Annotated in this window: 15 protein-coding genes; 4 read left to right on the top strand and 11 right to left on the bottom strand. The window is 54.7% G+C overall.

What is annotated here, in order from left to right; genetic code table 11:
* Positions 1–196 precede the first annotated feature (196 nt).
* Positions 197–1,549 carry an arsenic transporter gene (locus ACTID9_RS17875; protein WP_441066147.1) on the top strand — a complete coding sequence of 451 codons (1,353 nt, stop codon included), beginning with the start codon at positions 197–199 and terminating at the stop codon, positions 1,547–1,549.
* Between the two features lie 228 nt (positions 1,550–1,777).
* Here ACTID9_RS17875 and ACTID9_RS17880 read toward each other — a convergent pair whose 3' ends face one another.
* The gene (locus ACTID9_RS17880; RefSeq protein ID WP_441066149.1) at positions 1,778–3,250 is read right to left on the bottom strand and encodes an aldehyde dehydrogenase family protein; all 1,473 of its coding nucleotides are present in this window, start codon (positions 3,248–3,250) and stop codon (positions 1,778–1,780) included.
* 18 nt (positions 3,251–3,268) lie between these two features.
* On the bottom strand, positions 3,269–5,563 hold the full coding sequence (gene tynA / locus ACTID9_RS17885; RefSeq protein WP_441066151.1) for a primary-amine oxidase: 2,295 nt from the start codon (positions 5,561–5,563) through the stop codon (positions 3,269–3,271).
* 174 nt (positions 5,564–5,737) lie between these two features.
* Between tynA and ACTID9_RS17890 the strand changes: the two genes are divergently transcribed.
* Complete coding sequence (locus ACTID9_RS17890; protein WP_441066153.1) at positions 5,738–6,565, top strand: helix-turn-helix domain-containing protein; 828 nt, start codon at positions 5,738–5,740, stop codon at positions 6,563–6,565.
* Positions 6,566–6,724: 159 nt separating this feature from the next.
* Positions 6,725–7,339 carry a pyridoxamine 5'-phosphate oxidase family protein gene (locus ACTID9_RS17895; protein WP_441066155.1) on the top strand — a complete coding sequence of 205 codons (615 nt, stop codon included), beginning with the start codon at positions 6,725–6,727 and terminating at the stop codon, positions 7,337–7,339.
* 59 nt (positions 7,340–7,398) lie between these two features.
* Here the strand turns inward: ACTID9_RS17895 and ACTID9_RS17900 are convergent, their stop codons facing one another.
* The 8 genes from ACTID9_RS17900 to ACTID9_RS17935 all read right to left on the bottom strand — a co-directional run bounded on the left by ACTID9_RS17900 (position 7,399) and on the right by ACTID9_RS17935 (position 17,394).
* A complete protein-coding gene (locus ACTID9_RS17900) occupies positions 7,399–8,169 on the bottom strand; it encodes an HpcH/HpaI aldolase family protein (protein ID WP_441066157.1) in 771 nt (256 codons plus the stop codon).
* A gap of 120 nt (positions 8,170–8,289) precedes the next feature.
* Positions 8,290–9,867: a hydantoinase/oxoprolinase N-terminal domain-containing protein gene (locus ACTID9_RS17905; protein WP_441066159.1), complete on the bottom strand. Its 1,578-nt coding sequence runs from the start codon at positions 9,865–9,867 to the stop codon at positions 8,290–8,292.
* The gene (locus tag ACTID9_RS17910) at positions 9,864–10,961 is read right to left on the bottom strand and encodes a DUF917 domain-containing protein (RefSeq protein ID WP_441066161.1); all 1,098 of its coding nucleotides are present in this window, start codon (positions 10,959–10,961) and stop codon (positions 9,864–9,866) included. The genes ACTID9_RS17905 and ACTID9_RS17910 overlap by 4 nt, the downstream gene beginning before the upstream one ends.
* Before the next feature lie 25 nt (positions 10,962–10,986).
* Positions 10,987–12,309 (bottom strand): purine-cytosine permease family protein, encoded by a 1,323-nt coding sequence (locus ACTID9_RS17915; RefSeq protein WP_441066162.1) that lies wholly within the window; start codon positions 12,307–12,309, stop codon positions 10,987–10,989.
* Positions 12,310–12,726: 417 nt separating this feature from the next.
* Entirely contained in the window at positions 12,727–14,103 is a 1,377-nt protein-coding gene (locus ACTID9_RS17920; RefSeq protein ID WP_441066164.1) for a hydantoinase/oxoprolinase N-terminal domain-containing protein, read from the bottom strand.
* Between the two features lie 7 nt (positions 14,104–14,110).
* Entirely contained in the window at positions 14,111–15,232 is a 1,122-nt protein-coding gene (locus ACTID9_RS17925) for a DUF917 domain-containing protein (protein WP_441066167.1), read from the bottom strand.
* A gap of 47 nt (positions 15,233–15,279) precedes the next feature.
* Positions 15,280–16,701: a sigma-54 interaction domain-containing protein gene (locus tag ACTID9_RS17930; protein WP_441066169.1), complete on the bottom strand. Its 1,422-nt coding sequence runs from the start codon at positions 16,699–16,701 to the stop codon at positions 15,280–15,282.
* 270 nt (positions 16,702–16,971) lie between these two features.
* Complete coding sequence (locus ACTID9_RS17935) at positions 16,972–17,394, bottom strand: MoaF-related domain-containing protein (RefSeq protein WP_441066172.1); 423 nt, start codon at positions 17,392–17,394, stop codon at positions 16,972–16,974.
* A 115-nt stretch (positions 17,395–17,509) separates the two neighbouring features.
* Here ACTID9_RS17935 and ACTID9_RS17940 point away from each other — a divergent pair, with 115 nt between their 5' ends.
* Positions 17,510–17,929: a GNAT family N-acetyltransferase gene (locus tag ACTID9_RS17940; RefSeq protein WP_441066174.1), complete on the top strand. Its 420-nt coding sequence runs from the start codon at positions 17,510–17,512 to the stop codon at positions 17,927–17,929.
* A gap of 50 nt (positions 17,930–17,979) precedes the next feature.
* On the opposite strand, the gene ACTID9_RS17945 is transcribed toward ACTID9_RS17940, so the two are convergent.
* The gene (locus ACTID9_RS17945; RefSeq protein ID WP_441066176.1) at positions 17,980–18,237 is read right to left on the bottom strand and encodes an HPr family phosphocarrier protein; all 258 of its coding nucleotides are present in this window, start codon (positions 18,235–18,237) and stop codon (positions 17,980–17,982) included.
* Positions 18,238–18,248 lie beyond the last annotated feature (11 nt).

Genomic DNA, 18,248 nt, shown 5'->3' on the forward strand with positions numbered 1-18,248 from the left:
ATCTTGTATTCATAGGAGTGGATTTGCTAGAAATTCAGGCAGTTGTTTAGTTCATGCTGCTTGTCAGATACGTATGTATACAACATAAAAGAGCATCAGAGATAAATGAAAGGGAGGGATGCTAGACTATGAAATTTGGCATGATCGAACGATGAAGATGATGTCATGAATTCAAATAAAGGAGAGTGTTTCATGGATGTCCGAATTAATGATTCCGCTAACCATCCTGTCCTTCCTTTGCACCATTGCTTTCATTTTCTGGCGGCCTCAAGTAAACGAGGCGATCCCTGCAACCGTTGGCGCTGTCTTGGTTTTGGCAAGTGGCAGCGTTTCCTTCTCTGATTTAGGGATCATCACGGAAACCATCGGCGGAGCTGCAATTACCATCATGGCCACGATCGTCATGGCCATTGTGCTGGAAAGCTTTGGATTCTTTCAGTGGGCGGCTGAAAAGCTGGTTGAAAAAGCAAAAGGGTCAGGCATTCGTCTTTTCTGGCTCGTAAACCTGTTTTGTTTTCTGATGACGCTGTTTGTGAATAACGACGGGAGTATCTTGATCACCACGCCGATTCTGATCATGGTGCTCCATCACCTCGGTTTGAAAAATCATCAAAAAATACCTTTTCTGCTATCGGGAGCCTTGATTGCGACCGCGTCCAGCGCCCCGATCGGCGTGAGCAACATCGTGAATTTGATTGCTTTAAAAATCGTTCACATGGATCTATACATGCACACCGCGATGATGTTCATCCCCGCTACACTCGGTCTGATTCTCCTTGTAACGCTTCTGTTTGCCAATTTCTATCGGATTTTACCCCGTACGATACCGACCACGATGTCAGGGTTATGGACCTATTTCCCTGGAAAGCAACACCACCCGTTAAAAGGAGCGCCTGTACAGCTGACAGCAGAGGATCGCGGAACACTCATGCGCAACATCCTGATCTTTGTCTTTGCCGTTCGCGTGGGTCTTTTTGTCGCTTCCTATTTCCAGGTTCCCGTGGCGTTGGCCGCTGTTTTCGGCTCTCTCATCCTCCTTGGCTGGCGCTGGTATCGCCTGCGCATTCCGCCTACCGATATGGTAAAGAAAACACCCTGGTATATCCTTGTTTTTGCCTTCAGTATGTATGTGATTATTTACGGGTTGCACAATATCGGGTTAACGCAATGGCTCATCCATCTCCTCCAGCCAATCGCTTCCGGAGGTTTGCTTCATGCGAGCGTCCTGATGGGCGTTTTGGTTTCCATCCTCTCGAACCTGTTTAACAACCATCCGGCGTTGATGGTGGGAACCATTACGCTGACGAGTATGGGTCTTGATCCGCTCACACTGAAAATCTCGTATCTTGCCAGCGTGGTGGGCAGCGATGTAGGCTCCCTGCTGTTACCGATCGGAACCTTGGCCACCCTGATGTGGATGCATATTCTCAAGAAAAACAAAGTGAAAATCACCTGGGGTGAATATTTGAAAGTCACATCGGTCGTCATTCCCATTACCGTCATGTTTACACTGGTTATTCTGGCGTATTGGGTTTCCTGGATTTTCTAGTTGAAAGGAAAGCCGTGCAAAAAAGAACATTCGCTGCTCAATCGACGGATTCGGGGAGGAGGAGTCCTTCCAACCATGAAAACAAACAAAAAAAGACACTAAGCCACCGACATGGCGCTTAGTGCCAACGCAAAAATACAAAGCATTACTGTATCTGTATATTCCGCAGGCGGGATTTGGTTCAGACGAATGACCTGCTGGACTTTCTGTTGATTCTGGTTTGTTTACCTAGACGCCGTACCAATTCAAGGCTTCTTTCCCCAAATCGATCCATACGCTCTTCGTATGCGTATACAACTCCATCGCTTGCATGCCCAACTCGCGCCCGAACCCGCTCTGCTTCGTGCCGCCAAACGGCACCGCACTGTCCAGCATGCTGTACGTATTGACATAGACGGTCCCTGCCTTCAGGCCGCGAGCCATGCGGTGGGCGCGCTTCAAGTCATTGGTCCAGACACCCGAGGCAAGACCGTAAACCGTTTCGTTCGCCTGACGGAGCGCATCCTCCTCATCGGTAAAACGGATCATCGAAATAACGGGGCCAAAAATCTCTTCCCGCGCGATCGTCATATCATTGGTGACATTGGCAAAAATCGTCGGGGTGAAAAAGTAGCCTGCACCTGCCTCTTGGTTGCGCGCGCCGCCCAAGACCAATTCTGCCCCTTGCTCAAGACCGCTCGCCACATAATGCTCAATCCGGGACAGCTGCGAAAGCGAAACTTGCGGCCCCATCTGTGTCGTCGGATCAAGCGGATTGCCCACGCGCAGCGTCTGCGCTTTTTGGCGGAACGTCTCCAGAAATTGATCGTAAATCTTGTCCTGGACGAACAAACGGGAGCCGGCGGCACAAACCTGCCCTTGTGCAAAATAAATCCCGAACAGCGAGCCGTTAACCGCATCCTCCAGATTCGCATCGGCAAAAACAATATTCGGCGACTTGCCGCCCAACTCAAGCGATACCGGCTTGAGGTTTTTGCTCGCGGCTTGCATGATCAGGCGGCCGGTCGATGTGGAACCGGTAAAGGCGATTTTGTCGACATCGGGATGGGACGTGAGTGCATCGCCGGCGATTGCCCCGAATCCGGGCACGACATTGATCACGCCGTCAGGGATGCCGGCTTCCTGAAACAGTTGGACCAGCTCCAGCATGCTGACCGGTGTTTGCTCGGCCGGTTTGATGACGATCGTATTGCCGGCAGCCAGCGCCGGAGCCAGCTTCCACATGGCCAGCATCAGCGGGAAATTCCACGGCACGATCGCCGCAACCACGCCGAGCGGCTCGCGCAGCGTATAGTTGAAGCGGTTTGCCGGCGACGACAGCGTATCGCCCTGCACCTTGTTCGCCAGACCGGCATAAAACTCCAGCACGTCGATCGTGGCAGGCATTGCGATATATTTCGTTTCGTTGATGGGCAGGCCGTTGTCTAGCGATTCGACCTCGGCGAGGTAATCCTTCTTTTCCCACATGAGCTGTGCGGCGCGATAAAGCAGCCTGCCCCGGTCGCTTGGCGACATCTGCGCCCAAGCCCCGGACTCAAACGCTTTGCGCGCGGCCTTCACCGCCCGATCGACATCTTCCGCCCCGGCTTCGGCGACAATCGCGTTGACTTCCCCGGTAGCCGGATTGAACGATTCGAATGTTTTGCCTGATACGGCGTCGACCCATTTCCCATCAATAAACAGCTGATACGTTTTTGTCATGCTTGCTTCCCCTCTCTTTTATTTCTCCGGCAAATCCAGTGTCGGCGTCTGATCGAAGAAATTCCACGGCTTGAGCATGGCATGCACCCATTCCGTCGGCATGATCGGCCATTCTTCCGCACGGGCGACGTGCGTAGTGCCCGTCGTCATCCAGACCACATTGTCCGTATTGGTGATCGCATCATTGTTGGCTGTGTAGGCTTTGAGCCCTGTATCGGTTTTGGCCCGGTTCGGATATTTTCCTTCGGGGAAGCGTTCATCCGGATTGTACTTGGTCACCCAAATTTGCTTGTCCATAAAATTCACCCGATTGTACAGCCATTCTTCCTTGCTAAACATCGCGCCTTTCGCGATCGGATGTGTGCCGCCCGCGTACGGGATGATTTGATATGAGACCGGATTGCCAACCTTGTTTTCCTTGTTGGTGTTGCTGAGCAGACGAATCGTCGAAGGATCAAAATTTTGGATCGCATCCTGTTCCGTACCTACCGTCTTTTGCTCGGTCACCATGACGCTTTTGCGCGGTCCGCCTGCCGTGTTTTCCGCTATCTTCGGATTGATCTCGGTCAAGGTGTTCGCCTCGCCGTCGACGTCCAGATCGAGCCGGAAATTGTAGATGTGCTGGTGCGTCGTGCCCACGATGTTGTGGTCGATCAGCGTGCCGTAACGCGTGTCGGCTTTGGCAGTAGCGTCATGCATGGTGGATGATTTGACCGCCTTGACCGCCTCGATTCCCGTCGCGCCGACATCGATTTTGATCGTCCCGTTCGGCGACAAGATCCAGTCGAAAATGTAGTCGTAATTGCCGACCGTGCTGATCCAGCGCATCACCAGCTCGCGGCGTTCACGGCTGACGTTGTCTTTGCCCATCTCGTTATGCTTGTACTCCGGTCCCGCGTATTGCTCGAACACGGCGATCGCATTCGGAATCGTGTACGGGTTGCCGTCGTTATCCGAAATAGTGGCATCAAGCAGTACGGCATTTTCCGGCACATCCGTCCCGCGCTCAAGCGATGAGGTGAGCACACCCATGCCATAATCGCCGGAATCGAGATACGCTTTGAAATACCAGCCCACATCCGGGTCCCCGTATGGCACGATCATGCCGCCTAGCGAGCCTTCATACATGATTTTGCGTTTGACGCCGTTATCGTTGTACGTCATCGTCGACAGCACCGGCCCTACGCGCGGATCGAGGTGAAGGTGGAAATCCCAATTTTGCCAATGGATGTTATTGCCTTCGATCGAATAGTTTTTGCCCGCCGGCTCGGTGATGGAAAGCGGCTTGATGTTCTTTTTGCCCGCGTGATCGCGGCCATCATACGGTGTCGGCTTGAGCGGGACCGGGATCACGCCTTCATCTTCGATCTTGATCACTTTCTTTTGCTCCAGGTCAACGATCGCGACCAGATTTTCAATCGGATGCGCCCAATAATTGCCGTCCCCGACATCGAGATAGGAAACGACTTTCAAAAGCCGCAAGTCTTGCTGCAAACCGTCCGCCTCGTTGAAATAGCCGACGGTCAGCGGCGTTGCCACTACCTTTTTCACATCCTGGATGCCGCGCTTTTTCAATGCTTCGGCATAGTCCGCGCTTTGTTCGATCGCGGTCTGGACGGTTTGGAAATCGTCGAGGATCACCATGCCGTGTACGCCCTCGATCGGTTTCCATGACACGAGCGATTTCGCTGCGAGATCGACTTCCCCTTCGAGCACGTTCTTTCCGTCGAGCACAACCACGTTCGCGATTCGCTGGAAGGTGCCTTTTTGCCCATACACCCATTTCCACACCTGTGCCTTGTCCGGTTCTTTGAGTGAAATCTGGGTAAAACGCAAACTCGCTTTATAATGGGGCGATGCCTTGATCACATCGACTGCCGTATTGATCTCCGTGGCGGAAAGCGGGTTGAGCGGATGCTCCGCCTTCTCGACTGAGACCGTCTGCGCCAAATCGGCCTGAAACACTTCATTGATGAAATGGTGGGACACGTAGGTGACCCCGTCCTTCACGACGACTGGCGCTTCCAGCGAGACGGTTTTGCCGTTGACCAACGCTTGCGCTGAATTCGGCATCAGCTTGACGGTCGTCCCGTCTTTCGTGATTTGGACCGTGTGTGTACGGCCGTCCCATGCCATTGTTCCGCCGATGCCGGCGAGTGCTTCCTTGAGCGGAACGTACTCGGCCTCCCCGCCATGCGCTTGTGCGGGTGGTACGGCTGATGACAGCGCTAGCGCAAGCGCCGTTCCGACCATGACTGTGGATGCGGCCGCCTTTTGATAACATTGTAACCGTTTGCTTTTTTTCTTTCGCATCGATGCTCCCCCCATCAGGTCAAACTGGTTTCGTGTCCATTGTATGTACAGGGAGAATGCGTTGTATTGTAAATTTCGGAACTATCAGTTTTTTCCGTTTTGGTTCATAATGAAAGACAAACTTGGCTTCCAACAAGATCCCCATTTCGATCAACAACGCAGAGGTGGTTTCCCATGAGCATCAACCGCATCCAAATCGCTGCCAACCTGCCTCCCGTTCAATATGGCTTCCGGCTGGAAACGATCTCGTATCAGGAGAGATTGATTCCGTACCAAGGGCAGACCGTGCTGTACTACCAATACGTCATGGGCATCGAAGCCGAATCCATTCGCGTCGTTCCCGACGGATGTACGGATATTTTGATCTGCTGCGATCCGCACCGCCCTCATTCCCTTTTGTGCGGCACGATTTTGCAGGGCGAGAGCATCCGGTTCCAGCCCGGCGCCACCTATTTCGGCATCCGCCTCACCCCGCTGCAAAATGTACAGCTCCGTCCGCTCCCGTTCCGGGACTTGATCAACCAGCAGCTGTCGCTCACCGACGTGATGAAGGGTGCGGGCAGCATGTGTGATGCGATCGCGGAGAAAGAGACGTTTGCCTTGCGAATCGCCTTTTTCGAGCAAGCCTTTCTCCCGCTGCTGCTGTCGCCGCATACCTCATCCCGGCTGGTCGACTACTGCCTGCAGCAAATTTACCGGACGCGCGGGACAGTGACCGTCGATCAGTTGGCTTGCGATGTCGGTTTTTCCACGCGGTATATCCGCAAAAAATTCGTGGAAACGCTGGGCCTCTCCCCCAAGCAATACAGTCGCATCACCCGTTTCCAGCATACGCTTTCCTCCATGCTGACCAGCACGGCAGCCTGGTCCAATTTGGCTACCGAACACGGGTACTACGACCAAGCCCATTTCATCAAGGACTTCAAGCATTTCAGCTTGTTTACCCCGATGCAGGTCCATTCGCTGATTGCCGAAGTGGCGGAAAAAACCATGATGCTGTAGTCGCGTCATCGTTTTACCGCTTTTTTTGTAACCGCTCTCAGCCGTACGGGATCAGCTATTTGACATTCGAATTGTCCGATTGGGCCTGCTTGCCAGTATAATAAGCGTATCTGAACGTGCCCCATGCGGTACTGTCAAGCCAGGGAGTGAAATGTGACGATGTTTAACGAAACCGTATCAACAGAAGAAGAATTGCGTTCCATGCTTGGCTACCCAAGTGAACTTGTGCAAAACAAAGTGATCCATTTCCTCGATGAGCATTGCCGGGATTTTCTTGCAAAATCCCCTTTTCTGGCCATTTCGACCTCTGACCATCAGGGGCTGTGCGATGTTTCTCCCCGGGGAGATTCACCCGGATTCGTGCTTGTCCTTGATGACAAGCATCTCGTGATTCCCGAACGGCCTGGAAACCGCAGAATGGATTCCCTGAAAAATATTTTAGCGAATCCGCAGATTGGGCTTCTTTTTATCATTCCGGGTTTGGAAGAAACGCTGCGGATCAATGGGCGCGCCTGTTTGGTTCGCGACGGCGAACTGCTTGCTCGGATGGAGGCGGGCGGGCGCACCCCGATGATTGGAATCGGGGTTGAGGTACAAGAATGCTTTGTACACTGTGCAAAAGCATTCAAACGCTCCAAACTGTGGGAGCGCGATTCCTGGCTGGAACAAGACAAGCTGCCGCGCGCTTCCCGGATTTTGGCCGATCATGCCAAAATGGCGCCTGAAGCCATCGAGGCAGCGTTGAAAGAAAGCTATACGAAACGACTCTATTAACGCATCTATAAAAAACGCACGCCCCGTTTCGGGAGACGTGCGTTTTTTCGATCCGTTCCTCATTCGCTTGTATCTTTGGCACCTGCCACCTGCGCAAGCGATGCTAGGATGACCGATGTCGTTACGACTGCGACGAGCGACGTTCCCCGCCCCAGTTCATCGCGGACACCGGCGGCGCTCGTCGCAATGTTGCCAAGCGGCACATTCAGCTCGCGCGCCGTATCATACAACCGCTGCATGACCTGCTGAAATTCGGGATGCGCTGCCCCCGCTTCTTTATACCCGAGCGAGATGGACAGATCGGTCGGGCCGATAAAAGCCGCATCAACGCCCGGCACGCTGACGATTTCCGTGAAATTGGCCACTGCTTCCGGCGTTTCGATATGGACGATGATCAACGTTTGCTCATCGGCAGCATCCAGATACGGTTTTCCGCCATCTTTGCCAAATCGGGCGGAACGGGTGATGAAGGCGGCACCTCGCTGGCCGATCGGCGGGAACTTGGCGCGTTTGACCACTTGCTCCGCTTCCTCGCGCGTGTTTACCATTGGCACCTGAATGCCTTTCGCGCCGAGATCGAGCGCTTTTTGAATATCGGATGGATCGTAGGAGACGCGCACGATCGGGACGATCGCTGCCAATTCCGCCGCCCGGATCATCTGCTCGATTTCTCGCTGGGAAAAGGCTCCGTGCTCATTGTCGATCAACACAAAATCAAAGCCGGCATATCCGATCATTTCCACCAAATCCGACGCGTACATGCCAACCAGGGCGCCTACAGCCGGCTCCCCTTTTTTCAGCTTTTCTTTCACCGCGTTCGTCATCATCATCTGTGTCCAGCCCCCTCGCTTTACTCCCCATTCTAGCAAGCTCGCTTTTGAATTGCCAGAAATGAAAGAAAACCTGAAGAAGAGCTTGAACACTCTCACAAGTTTTCTTTCATCCATACGTCAGGCGAGATTCGTCACTTCCGCAGCCGCTTTGAGCGTGCCCGCCGCTTTCACGCGGATTCGCGTCGCGTTCCCCAAATAGGACAGCGGGATGTCCTCGAACTCGACGATTTCAACGGTGGACTCCTCCGCTCCCGCCGCGATTGCCTCGTCGATCGCCATGCGCTTGGCCGCCTCGACCGTTTTTTCGCGATCCATCTCATCGAGCGAGAAGACGCGATCGATTTGGCCGCTGATCTGGGCAATCGCCGCACCGATGGCGTTCGCGACCCCGAAGTTTTCCGGACGGATGACGGCCGATGCGCCTTGCAGCTCATCCGGCAGCAGGACGCTGCCACCGCCGACCAAAATGATCGGTACAGGCTCGGCGCTCGTTTTCATCTTGTCGATCGCTTCCTCGGCCATTTCGACCAGTCGAGTGTAGACGTTTTCCAGCAGCTGGTGATCCAGATGCGCGACCAGGCTTGCATCGCCCAGGTCCGCTTTACCGAGCGCGATGATGACATCGGTCGTGGTCAATGTGTCGCCGCCGAACGCAAGCCCTTTTTCCGGCAGCTGATAGCCGACGCTGTCCGGTCCGATCGTGAAGCTGCCATCGTCCTGAATGCGCACGATCGTGCCGCCCCCGAGCCCGATGGAAATCAAATCGGGCATGCGGAAATTGGTGCGCGCACCGCCGATCTCGACGGCGAGGGAAGATTCGCGCGGGAACGAGTTGACGAGCACGCCGATGTCTGTCGTCGTTCCTCCGACGTCGACGACCAGCGCGTTGGCCAAGCCGGACAGGTAGGAGGCGCCGCGGATGCTGTTCGTCGGGCCGCAGCCGATGGTGAGGATCGGGTATTTCACGGCATACTCGATGCTCATCAGCGTGCCGTCATTTTGCCCGAAAAAGACGCGGGCGTTGACCTGCTCCGCTTTCAGCGCCTCGATGAAGCCATAGGCTGTCGTTTTCGCCACATTCACGATCGCTGCGTTCAAAATCGTGGCGTTTTCCCGTTCGAGCAGACCGACGCTGCCGATCTCATAGGAGAGCGAAAGCGGAATCTCGTCGCCCAGCACCTCGCGCAAAATTTCGGCTGCGCGCAGCTCGTGGTCTTTGGACACCGGCGAAAAGACGGACGCAATGGCGATGGAGTCGACCTTGCCGTTGAGTTCTTCGGCGATTCGGTACAATTCCGCCTCGTCCAAACGCGTGAGTTCCCGGCCATCGAACTCGTGACCGCCGCGCACGATGTAAACGCGCTGCCCCAGCTGCTTTCGCAAATCATCAGGCACGCCGACCAGCGGCTTGATCGCCATCGTCGCAGGAGCGCCGATGCGAATGACCGCGATGTTGTTGAGCCGTTTGCGCTCCACGATCGCATTGGTACAGTGTGTCGTCCCGAGCATCGCATAGGCGATCTGGTCGCGCGGCACCCCTGACCGGGCAATCACCTCGCGCATCGCCGCATAGATGCCTGAGCTGACATCGCTGGTTGTCGATGTTTTGGTTTGCGCCAGCACGCGGTACTCCGCATCCAAAAGGACGGCGTCGGTATGCGTGCCGCCTACGTCAATTCCAATCCGGTACTTCATTTTGCCATAACCCCTTTCCCAATCAACTCTTCCACCGGCGTATAGGCTGCATCGTAACCGAAGTATTTCGGCCCGCATGTCGCCAAGCCTTTTTCCGTCCGCCATTTGGCATCGCATGGAATTCCGATGACGATGACGCGTGCGCCATAGCGCAAGCCTTCGGTCGTAATCGGCATGCCGGTTTCCGAATCCAGCACCGCAATCAGGTCAGGCGTCACACACAGCACCCGATCGCCGCTTTTGGCGAGCAGATGCTCGTTTTGGAAAGACAGTTCCAGCTTCTGCTCCTTGTACGCCAAAATCCCTTCCAGCTGCGCGGTTCCACGCGCAAAGCCGCCGACGGTTTTCCGGTTGACATCCGCCACTTTTCCGCAAAACAGCTCATAGCCTTTCGTAAGCTTCAGCACTTCCTCGACAGGATTGAGGTTGTTTTCCTTTGACAGTCGAAGCGCACGGCCGATTTCCTCTTCCAGCGTCAAAATATGATGAACGCCGCTTTCTTTCAGGTTTCGACCGTACATCGGATAAATCGCGCACGTTGCCGATCCGCCTTTTTGTACCGTGACGCTTCGGGCGATCCGTTCGGTCCAGGTGTTGTCGATCGTATCCATCAGCGTGATGTTGCCTTTTTCATCGGCGAGCACCATCGGCGTCGCCGAGATGCCGTCCAGATAAAAAGTCGTCATCTGCAGCTCGGGGAAGGCGCGGCCCATGCCGTCCACATCGACAACCGGCAGCCCCAGCTTGGCGGCAAGCGCCAGCGGCAGCATCGAATTGATTCCGCCCGCTTCGATCGGATAGGTGGCGAACACGTCCTTGCCCATGTATTTGCCCAATGCGGCGAACGTTTGCGTAATTTCTTCGCCGCTCGGAATTTTTTCGACCAATACGGTGGGAGCCCCCATCCCGCCGGATGCGACAACAAGCGCATCGTCCGGCACTTCGTCGACCGACAGCAATGTAATCGGTCCGAACTCTTCGACGGCCTGCAGCGCCATGAGCTTCCCGATGTACGGATCGCCGCCGCCTCCTGTCCCCAGCAGGGCTGCGCCGACCGCAATGTCTTCGATTTCTTGCTTCCCGATTTTTCTCACGTTTCTCGCTCCTTTTGCTTCCATGTTAGCTTGCTTGATCCATGTACGCCTGCTTCAGCTTCTGATCGAGCGACGCGCCGAACAGCTTCATGCCCACATAGTAGACGATGGCGCTTATGAGTAGCGAATTGATCGATGGAATGCCCCATTCCACGATGTACCCGGTGGCGAATCCAAGCGCCCAGGCGACGAGTGCCACCGGATTGATCGATTCACATACCGCCGGCAGCTCACCGTTTTTCCGGCTTTCATCCAGCATGTTTCTGCTTCGCTTCAAAACGAAATAATCGATAACCATCACCCCACCGATCGGCGGCACCCATATGCCGATGAAAACGAGGAAATTCACAAATTGATCTAATATTCCCAAAACAGACAGGATGGTGCCGAGCACGCCGACAATCAGCGTGATTACACCGCGATTGACTTTTTTGCCAAAAAGGGAATCGATGATATTGGTTATTCCCAATGAAGCCGAGTATAAATTGATGTCATTAATTTTGACCGTTGCAAAAATGACGGTAGCTGCGCCGAGCACGCCGGACGTCTGCAGCGCGATCGTAACGACGTCGCTGCTTTTGACGGCGTGCGCCATCAGGACGGCGATCAGATTGATGATGATTTCCCCTACGATAATGGAGATGAGCGTGGACCAGACGACATCTTTGTTATTCCGACAGTAGCGCGTCATATCTGGCGTGAGGATCGCGCCAATCATGAAGCTGCCGGCCACCATCGTGGCGCCCATGCCAAGCGTCATCGGCGGTCCTGGCGGTGCGGACGCGATCAAGTCGGTGAGCGATTGGCTTTCAAAAACATGATAGATTCCGTATGCGACGGCCAGTAAAAACCCGGGAACAGCGATTTTGGCGGTGATTCCGAGCCACTTGAAGCCGAAAATCACGATCGCCGTGACGAACAGCCCGGTCAGCGTCGCCGCCAGCGGAAAGCCGAGCGCGCCGTTCAGCGCATCGTTCAGTCCTTTGGCGAATACCGAGTTTTGCACCCCGAACCACCCGAGTGTGCCGACGACAATCACAAAGCTGATCATGCTCGAGCCATATTTGCCGAATCCGGTCCACCGCGTCAGCAAGCTGGTCGACAATCCCTCGCGCGCGCCTGCGAATCCGATGAACAGCGTGATCACTTCCAGCAAAATCAATCCCAGCAAGCTGGCCAGCGCCGCATCCCAAAAGCTCATGCCATAACCGAGAAATGCCCCCAAAATAAATTGGCTAAGAGAAGTAAAAGACCCGATTCGAATCACCAAAATCTCCCACATCGACACTCTCGCCTCTGCAGGGACCCTGCCGAGCGAGTAATCGTCTGCCATTGAATGACCTGCCATGTGTAACCGCCCCCTTTTTCTTCACTCTTTCTTGCTGTGCGCTGGCTTTCACCCATGCCCCCGCAATTTGCCCATCAATCCGGGAAAGCCACCTCCCATCGTTTTCACACACTCTAGAAAAAGCAACTATTGTGCCAGCCTGAAATACGCATAAAATCGACTGAAAATAGCGATGATTTCTCAAATAACGGGCACAGGGCAAACCGTGCGCTTGTTTTTCGCACGCATTCATCCGGAGACATCCGCAAATAATCATTCGATATTTTCATATTTCGCAGTTTTTCTCCCGTTTTCGCAAATTTCTCACACCAACTATCGTGAACATGGAGCTGAGAAAAAAAAGACGTGACCCAAGCAGCGCACGTCCGGCTGCTCGAATCACGTCCTCCTGCTCATTTCTTTCGCAAGCTGCAACAACTACAGCAATGCGTCTCCGATCGCTTTCACACGCACACGTACCGCTTTGCTTGGCATGTAGGAAAGCGGGATGATTTCAGCGGTTTGCACGAACACGGTCTGCGGGTCTGCTCCCTCTCTCACCGCACTGTGAATCGCCTCCTGCTTCGCCAAGTCCATCGTCTCCTCCCGGCTCATTTCCTCCAGCCAAAAAATGCGGTCCACCCTGCCGCTGATCGGCGCCATGCACGCCCCGACGGTGCTGGCAAGCGGAAAGTGTTGCGGATGGAGCACATCGACCCATGGGTATTTGTACGCAGCCGCGATTCGTTCGCTCTCCTCCCCGACGAAAACGATCGGATACGGATCAAAGCGAGGCTGAAACCGCTGGATCGCCTGATGAATCTCCTCCAGCCATTCATCGCGCACCATATGCCCTGATGATGGAAACCGGACCTCGATCACATCGGGCATCTGCAAATTGACGCGCACGCCCGCAATGGTTTGATTCCGCCGCTTCTCCTTGGGAAATCCGCCTTCCACCAGCCCGATGCGCGCCGCGTCATTCGCGACGTCGACGATCACACAGTCTTGAAGTCGCGCGAGCAAGGAGGCTCCCCGGAAGCAATTGGAGATGTGCGAGCCAAACGTGCGGATCGGATGGCTCAGCACCGCGTCATACGAAAGGAGCGAACCGTCATTTTGCGTGAAAAAAAGTTTCGCCTGGATGTGAAAGCGGTCAATCTGCTCTTTCACGCCCGCAAGCGACGCCTGGATCAGCCTGGTTAATGACGCATTCAAAATCGCGGCGTTCTCCCGTTCCAGAAAACCGAGGCTGCCAAGCTCATGCGACATGGTAATCGGACATGCTTCGCCCGCCGCCTCGCGAATCCAGCTTGCCACCTGCGCCTCGTGATCTTGTGCAAGCGGAGAAAACGTGCCCGTGATCGCAAACGACTCGACACCGCGTTCGCGGCAGGTGCGCACATACCGCTTGAACTCATCTTGTTGCCATTCCAGCTCATGTGCTCTCCCGTCAATCTCATGGCCGCCGTACAAAAAATATTCATCCACCGCAATCGCGCTGCGCACCCGGCCTACACAGCCGTACAGGGGCGGGATCGTGCTGCGCGCTTGCCCGATCCGGATGGCGGCTACTTTCGCCAGCCGCTTGCCTGCCAAAAGCGCCTCGCCAAAAAAATCGGTGCCGATGATGATTTTTTCGATAGGTACATTGTTGCCCCCGCCCACGCCCACCATCCGCTCCAGCACGCGCGCAAGTCCTGCAACAAGTCCGGTGGTGACAGGCTCCTTCGCAATCGCCGCGATCCGATCCTGCGCGTCCATCAAAATGCCTGTCGTTTGCATCCTGCCCGCATCAATTCCCAGTCGATACATGCTGCGCTCACCTCCAGTCTCCGGCTTCCGCAACCAGCTGCTCCACAGGCATATACGTATCGCTCACGCCAAAATTCCAAGGCCCCACCACATCCAGCATCTTGGGATGCCGCAAAAGCACGGGGGCGGGAATGGCGATCAGCCATACTTTCATGTGAAGCTCCAGCTCCTCGATCAAAAGCGGTCGCCCGCTGTCGGCATCAAGCACACAAATCAAATCCGGCACCATGGCGACGGCCCGTTTCCCTTCCTTCGCCAGCAAATATTCGCTTTGGAATTGCACCTCAATCTGCTCGCTGTGATGAAAGCCCGTCCCTTCGATCACCAGCTCTCCCCGCATGAAGTCGTCCTGCAAGTAGCGCTGCAGCTCCACGATCTTTCCTTCCGTCAGCTTGTGCGGTTTGCCGTAGATGGAGTTTTGCAGGACACCCGAAAGGTTCGCAACTACGCGATGCACGTCCGCGCCTGCCGCAATGACACTTTCACCGAGCCGCTTCGCAACGGTAAAGGTGTGATGAAGCGCCGCTTCCTGCATCATTGCCGCAGTCATCGGGACGCAGGCTGCCGCCACCGAACCGCCCATCTCCGGCAGGACATAGCGCGCTGCCTTTTCGATTTCATTGTTGGACGATCCGCTGAAATAGCGCCACTCGTCTTCGTTGGAACAGATCACCAAAGGTACTGTGCTGGCCCCGAACGCATGATAGGTCGTCATTTGATACTGCGGGAACGCACGGCCCATTCCGTCGCAATCAATGAGCGGCAAGCTCATTTTGGCTGCGGTAACAACCGGTGCCATCGCATTGATACCGCCGATTTCAAGGCCCGCGATCGCCATCGCCTGAATGTGCCGTTCTCGCTCCAAAACGCGCATGGCGACCACCAATTCATCACCGGACATCATTTTTTCAAAGTGAATGGCAGGCGACCCCATGAGCCCGCTGCATACAATCCATGCATCATCCGGCAGATCAAAGGGCGATAGCAAGGGAACCGGCCCGTTTTCCCGAATCGCCTGCTTGGCCATGATTTGCAGCAGCGATGTATCGCCAGCACCGCCCGATCCGAGAAACATTGCGCCGCATGCCAAGGCATCTACGTCTTTTTCTTTCAGTTTGTGCTTCATCATGTGCTCATCCCAGCCTTTCCATGCGCGGATGCGGTCTGTTTTGCGCTTTATTTGCGGCCGTACTTGCTCAGGCGGCGATAGAGCGTCGCTACGCTCATCCCCAACGACTCCGCTGCTTTGCGCTTCCCTTCGGTGCTTTTGCCGAATCGTTGAATCGCCTCCACGATCAACTGCTCCTCGTCCTGGTCATTGCCGAGCTGTGCGACAGTCGCGGACGAAACTGTCAGATCATTCTGCTGATTTGCCGCATGCTCCGGCAAAGGGTCAGCCGGCACGCCTGCGGCTTCCTTGCTTGTCCAAAACTCCCGGATCGAAGCAGGCAAGCTGTTGATCGTCACCAAATCGCCGATTTCCAGATTCACGATATATTCCAGCGAGTTTTCAAGCTCGCGTATGTTGCCTGGCCACTGATACGCCATCAGGCATTTCATCGCCTGCGTGGAAAAGCGCTTCGGCTCCCTGCCCAGTTTTTCGCCAAACGATTTCATGTAATATTGGATCAGGTCGTACAAATCTTCCTTGCGCTCGCGCAGCGGCGGGATGTAGAACGGAATCACATTCAAGCGATAAAACAAATCTTCGCGAAACTGGCCGCTCGCGATCATTCCTTCCAAATCTTTGTGTGTCGCCGCGATCAGCCGCACATCGACCGGAATGCTTTCCGAGCCGCCTACCCGCTCGATCCGTCGCTCTTGAAAGACGCGGAGGAGCTTGGCCTGCAAATAATGCGGCATATCTCCGATTTCATCGAGGAACAGCGTGCCATTCAGCGCCAGCTCGAATCGTCCCGGCTTTCCGCCTTTTTTCGCGCCGGTAAAAGCCCCTTCCTCATAGCCGAACAGCTCGCTTTCCAATAGCGCTTCCGGTATGGCGGCACAGTTAATGGCGACAAACGGCCCTTCCCGCCTTGCGCTGCTCGCATGGATCGATTGGGCCAGCACCTCTTTGCCTGTGCCGCTCTCCCCGCGGATCAGCACGGTCGACTGGCTGTTGGCGATCTTTTTCGCTTTTTCCTTCAAGCCTGCGATCGCCGGACTGTTGCCCCGAATATCCGCAAACGTGTAGCGCGTTGTATATTTTCGCGTTTTCTCATGCTCCGTCTCGACCGTCTGGCTGGTAAACTGGAGAATCGCCCCTTCCACCTGCCGATCGATGATCAGCGGGTCCAGCCGGCAGGCATACGGGTGCCGTTTGCCCCCATGATCAAGCAGATCGACGGAACAATCGCGCAACGGCTTTCCGCGCTTTACACAGTCCAGCAGCTTCGGTGTATCGATGAGCGCAGGCAGCTTTTGGTTGAGCAGCACCACAAGCGACCGTCCCCACACATTCTCAGCGGCAGGATTGGCGTGCAGCACCTGTCCAACCGCGTCGACAACGAGAACAGGCACTGTGATCAATGCCAGCAGCCCTTCCACTTCCTTGCGCAGCAGTTTTCGATTTTTGTCCGCCTGATCATTTTTCTGCATCTGTCTCACCCGCATCGTCAGCTATTTTGGTCTATTATAACCGATTCTTTGAAGTTGGGGAGATGCGTTGCGTATCCGTGATCACGCGGTGGATTCATCGGGGTGTCAGATCGGATAATTAACCCGTATAAAAACGAATCCAAACAAAACCCGCATTGGCTCACCGGGCTTAGATGCGGGTTTTCGTTCTGTTGGATGATCGATGGAACTGTCATACAGCTTTCTGTCGAACGAAAGCACGGCCTGGGCGGGCAAACGGAGGCGTTGGGATTACGCGGGGAAGCTGCCTAGTTCGGTTATGGTGCCGGAATGAAATAAACTTTTACGAACATCCCCTGCATCATAGGTATAATGGGTATAGACTCGCATTCGATTAAAATCTGCAACTTGGCTGACCGTGTAGACTTCCTCCAGCCAATACATAAAGTATACGCGAGGCGCAATCTCCACGTAATCGAACGTATAGTAACCATTGAAACCTTTATGGGGTCCGGCAATCCCTACATCATGCCGATGAGTAGCGTCAAAGAACTGGATGATAAATACATTGCCGTCTTCGTAATCGTATCGAAAGGTTTTACCCGCATATACAGGGGGGAGATGGCGATATTGTACACTCTGAAAATTCGGATGATACGGATAGGGAAGCGGCAAAAGATAGCCCCTATTGGGAAAATAAAACGGGTGATGCATACACGACTCCTCCTTTCGTGAGCAGTATATGTAAAACACGGATGGATGCTCTGTTAGGTATGAGGAAAACGAATCTCTCTGAACAAACACGAACAAAAAGGAAGGAGATTGACCCATGATCGATTTGAAAGAGCGGCTGCATGAACATGACGTGCTTGCCCTGCTTGCCCATGCAGTCGGCGCTCCGACCTTGGAGAAACTGCAGCAGGTTGCCGCGCGCTATGAGCATTCCGACTCCATGGTGATGGTCGGGATGGAAGAAGCGGGGGTGCTCATCGGCTGTATCGGGCTTGATCTGGCACACGCAGCGAAGGCGGTCATCATGCATGTGGCGGTTCAGCCGGACGCGCGTGGCAAAGGCATCGGCAGGCGTATGCTCGCCGACGCGATGCAGCGCTTTTCTTTGACAGCACTCGGTGCAGAGACGGATGCCAGCGCCGTCGGATTTTACCGGTCTTGCGGATTTACGGTGAAGAGTTTGGGGGAGAAATATCCGGGGGTAGAGCGGTTTTGGTGTGAGCGGGAAGCACGATGAAGCCCCTCATCACGAGGGGCCTATCCATTCGCCTTTTCGGCAGCGCGATCCTATTCCTGTTCGAGCAGCACGCTCTCCAAAGCGGCAATCGCTTCTTTCTCATCCTGACCATCTGCAATCAGCGTCACTTCTTCTCCCTTGCCGATCGCCGCCGACATGATGCCCATGATGCTTTTGCCGTTGAACCGCTTTTCCTGCTTTACAAGCAAAATCTCGCTGGTAAATCCTGCGGCAGCTTTGACGAATGCGGCCGCTGGTCTTGCGTGCAGGCCATGTGACAGCTGCACGACGACTTTTTTCTCAATCACGATGGTGGTCC

It is taken from the genome of Brevibacillus fluminis (assembly GCF_052072235.1).
Classification (GTDB): domain Bacteria; phylum Bacillota; class Bacilli; order Brevibacillales; family Brevibacillaceae; genus Brevibacillus_D; species Brevibacillus_D fluminis_A.

What these genes read in the sequence shown, in the direction of transcription:
- ACTID9_RS17890 (WP_441066153.1), top strand. Translation starts at nt 5,738, where the DNA reads ATGAGCATCAACCGCATCCAAATCGCTGCCAACCTGCCTCCCGTTCAA.
- ACTID9_RS17875 (WP_441066147.1), top strand. Translation starts at nt 197, where the DNA reads ATGTCCGAATTAATGATTCCGCTAACCATCCTGTCCTTCCTTTGCACC.
- tynA (WP_441066151.1), bottom strand. Translation starts at nt 5,563, where the DNA reads ATGCGAAAGAAAAAAAGCAAACGGTTACAATGTTATCAAAAGGCGGCC.
- ACTID9_RS17940 (WP_441066174.1), top strand. Translation starts at nt 17,510, where the DNA reads ATGATCGATTTGAAAGAGCGGCTGCATGAACATGACGTGCTTGCCCTG.
- ACTID9_RS17920 (WP_441066164.1), bottom strand. Translation starts at nt 14,103, where the DNA reads ATGTATCGACTGGGAATTGATGCGGGCAGGATGCAAACGACAGGCATT.
- ACTID9_RS17925 (WP_441066167.1), bottom strand. Translation starts at nt 15,232, where the DNA reads ATGATGAAGCACAAACTGAAAGAAAAAGACGTAGATGCCTTGGCATGC.
- ACTID9_RS17895 (WP_441066155.1), top strand. Translation starts at nt 6,725, where the DNA reads ATGTTTAACGAAACCGTATCAACAGAAGAAGAATTGCGTTCCATGCTT.
- ACTID9_RS17930 (WP_441066169.1), bottom strand. Translation starts at nt 16,701, where the DNA reads ATGCAGAAAAATGATCAGGCGGACAAAAATCGAAAACTGCTGCGCAAG.
- ACTID9_RS17880 (WP_441066149.1), bottom strand. Translation starts at nt 3,250, where the DNA reads ATGACAAAAACGTATCAGCTGTTTATTGATGGGAAATGGGTCGACGCC.
- ACTID9_RS17905 (WP_441066159.1), bottom strand. Translation starts at nt 9,867, where the DNA reads ATGAAGTACCGGATTGGAATTGACGTAGGCGGCACGCATACCGACGCC.
- ACTID9_RS17900 (WP_441066157.1), bottom strand. Translation starts at nt 8,169, where the DNA reads ATGATGATGACGAACGCGGTGAAAGAAAAGCTGAAAAAAGGGGAGCCG.
- ACTID9_RS17935 (WP_441066172.1), bottom strand. Translation starts at nt 17,394, where the DNA reads ATGCATCACCCGTTTTATTTTCCCAATAGGGGCTATCTTTTGCCGCTT.
- ACTID9_RS17915 (WP_441066162.1), bottom strand. Translation starts at nt 12,309, where the DNA reads ATGGCAGGTCATTCAATGGCAGACGATTACTCGCTCGGCAGGGTCCCT.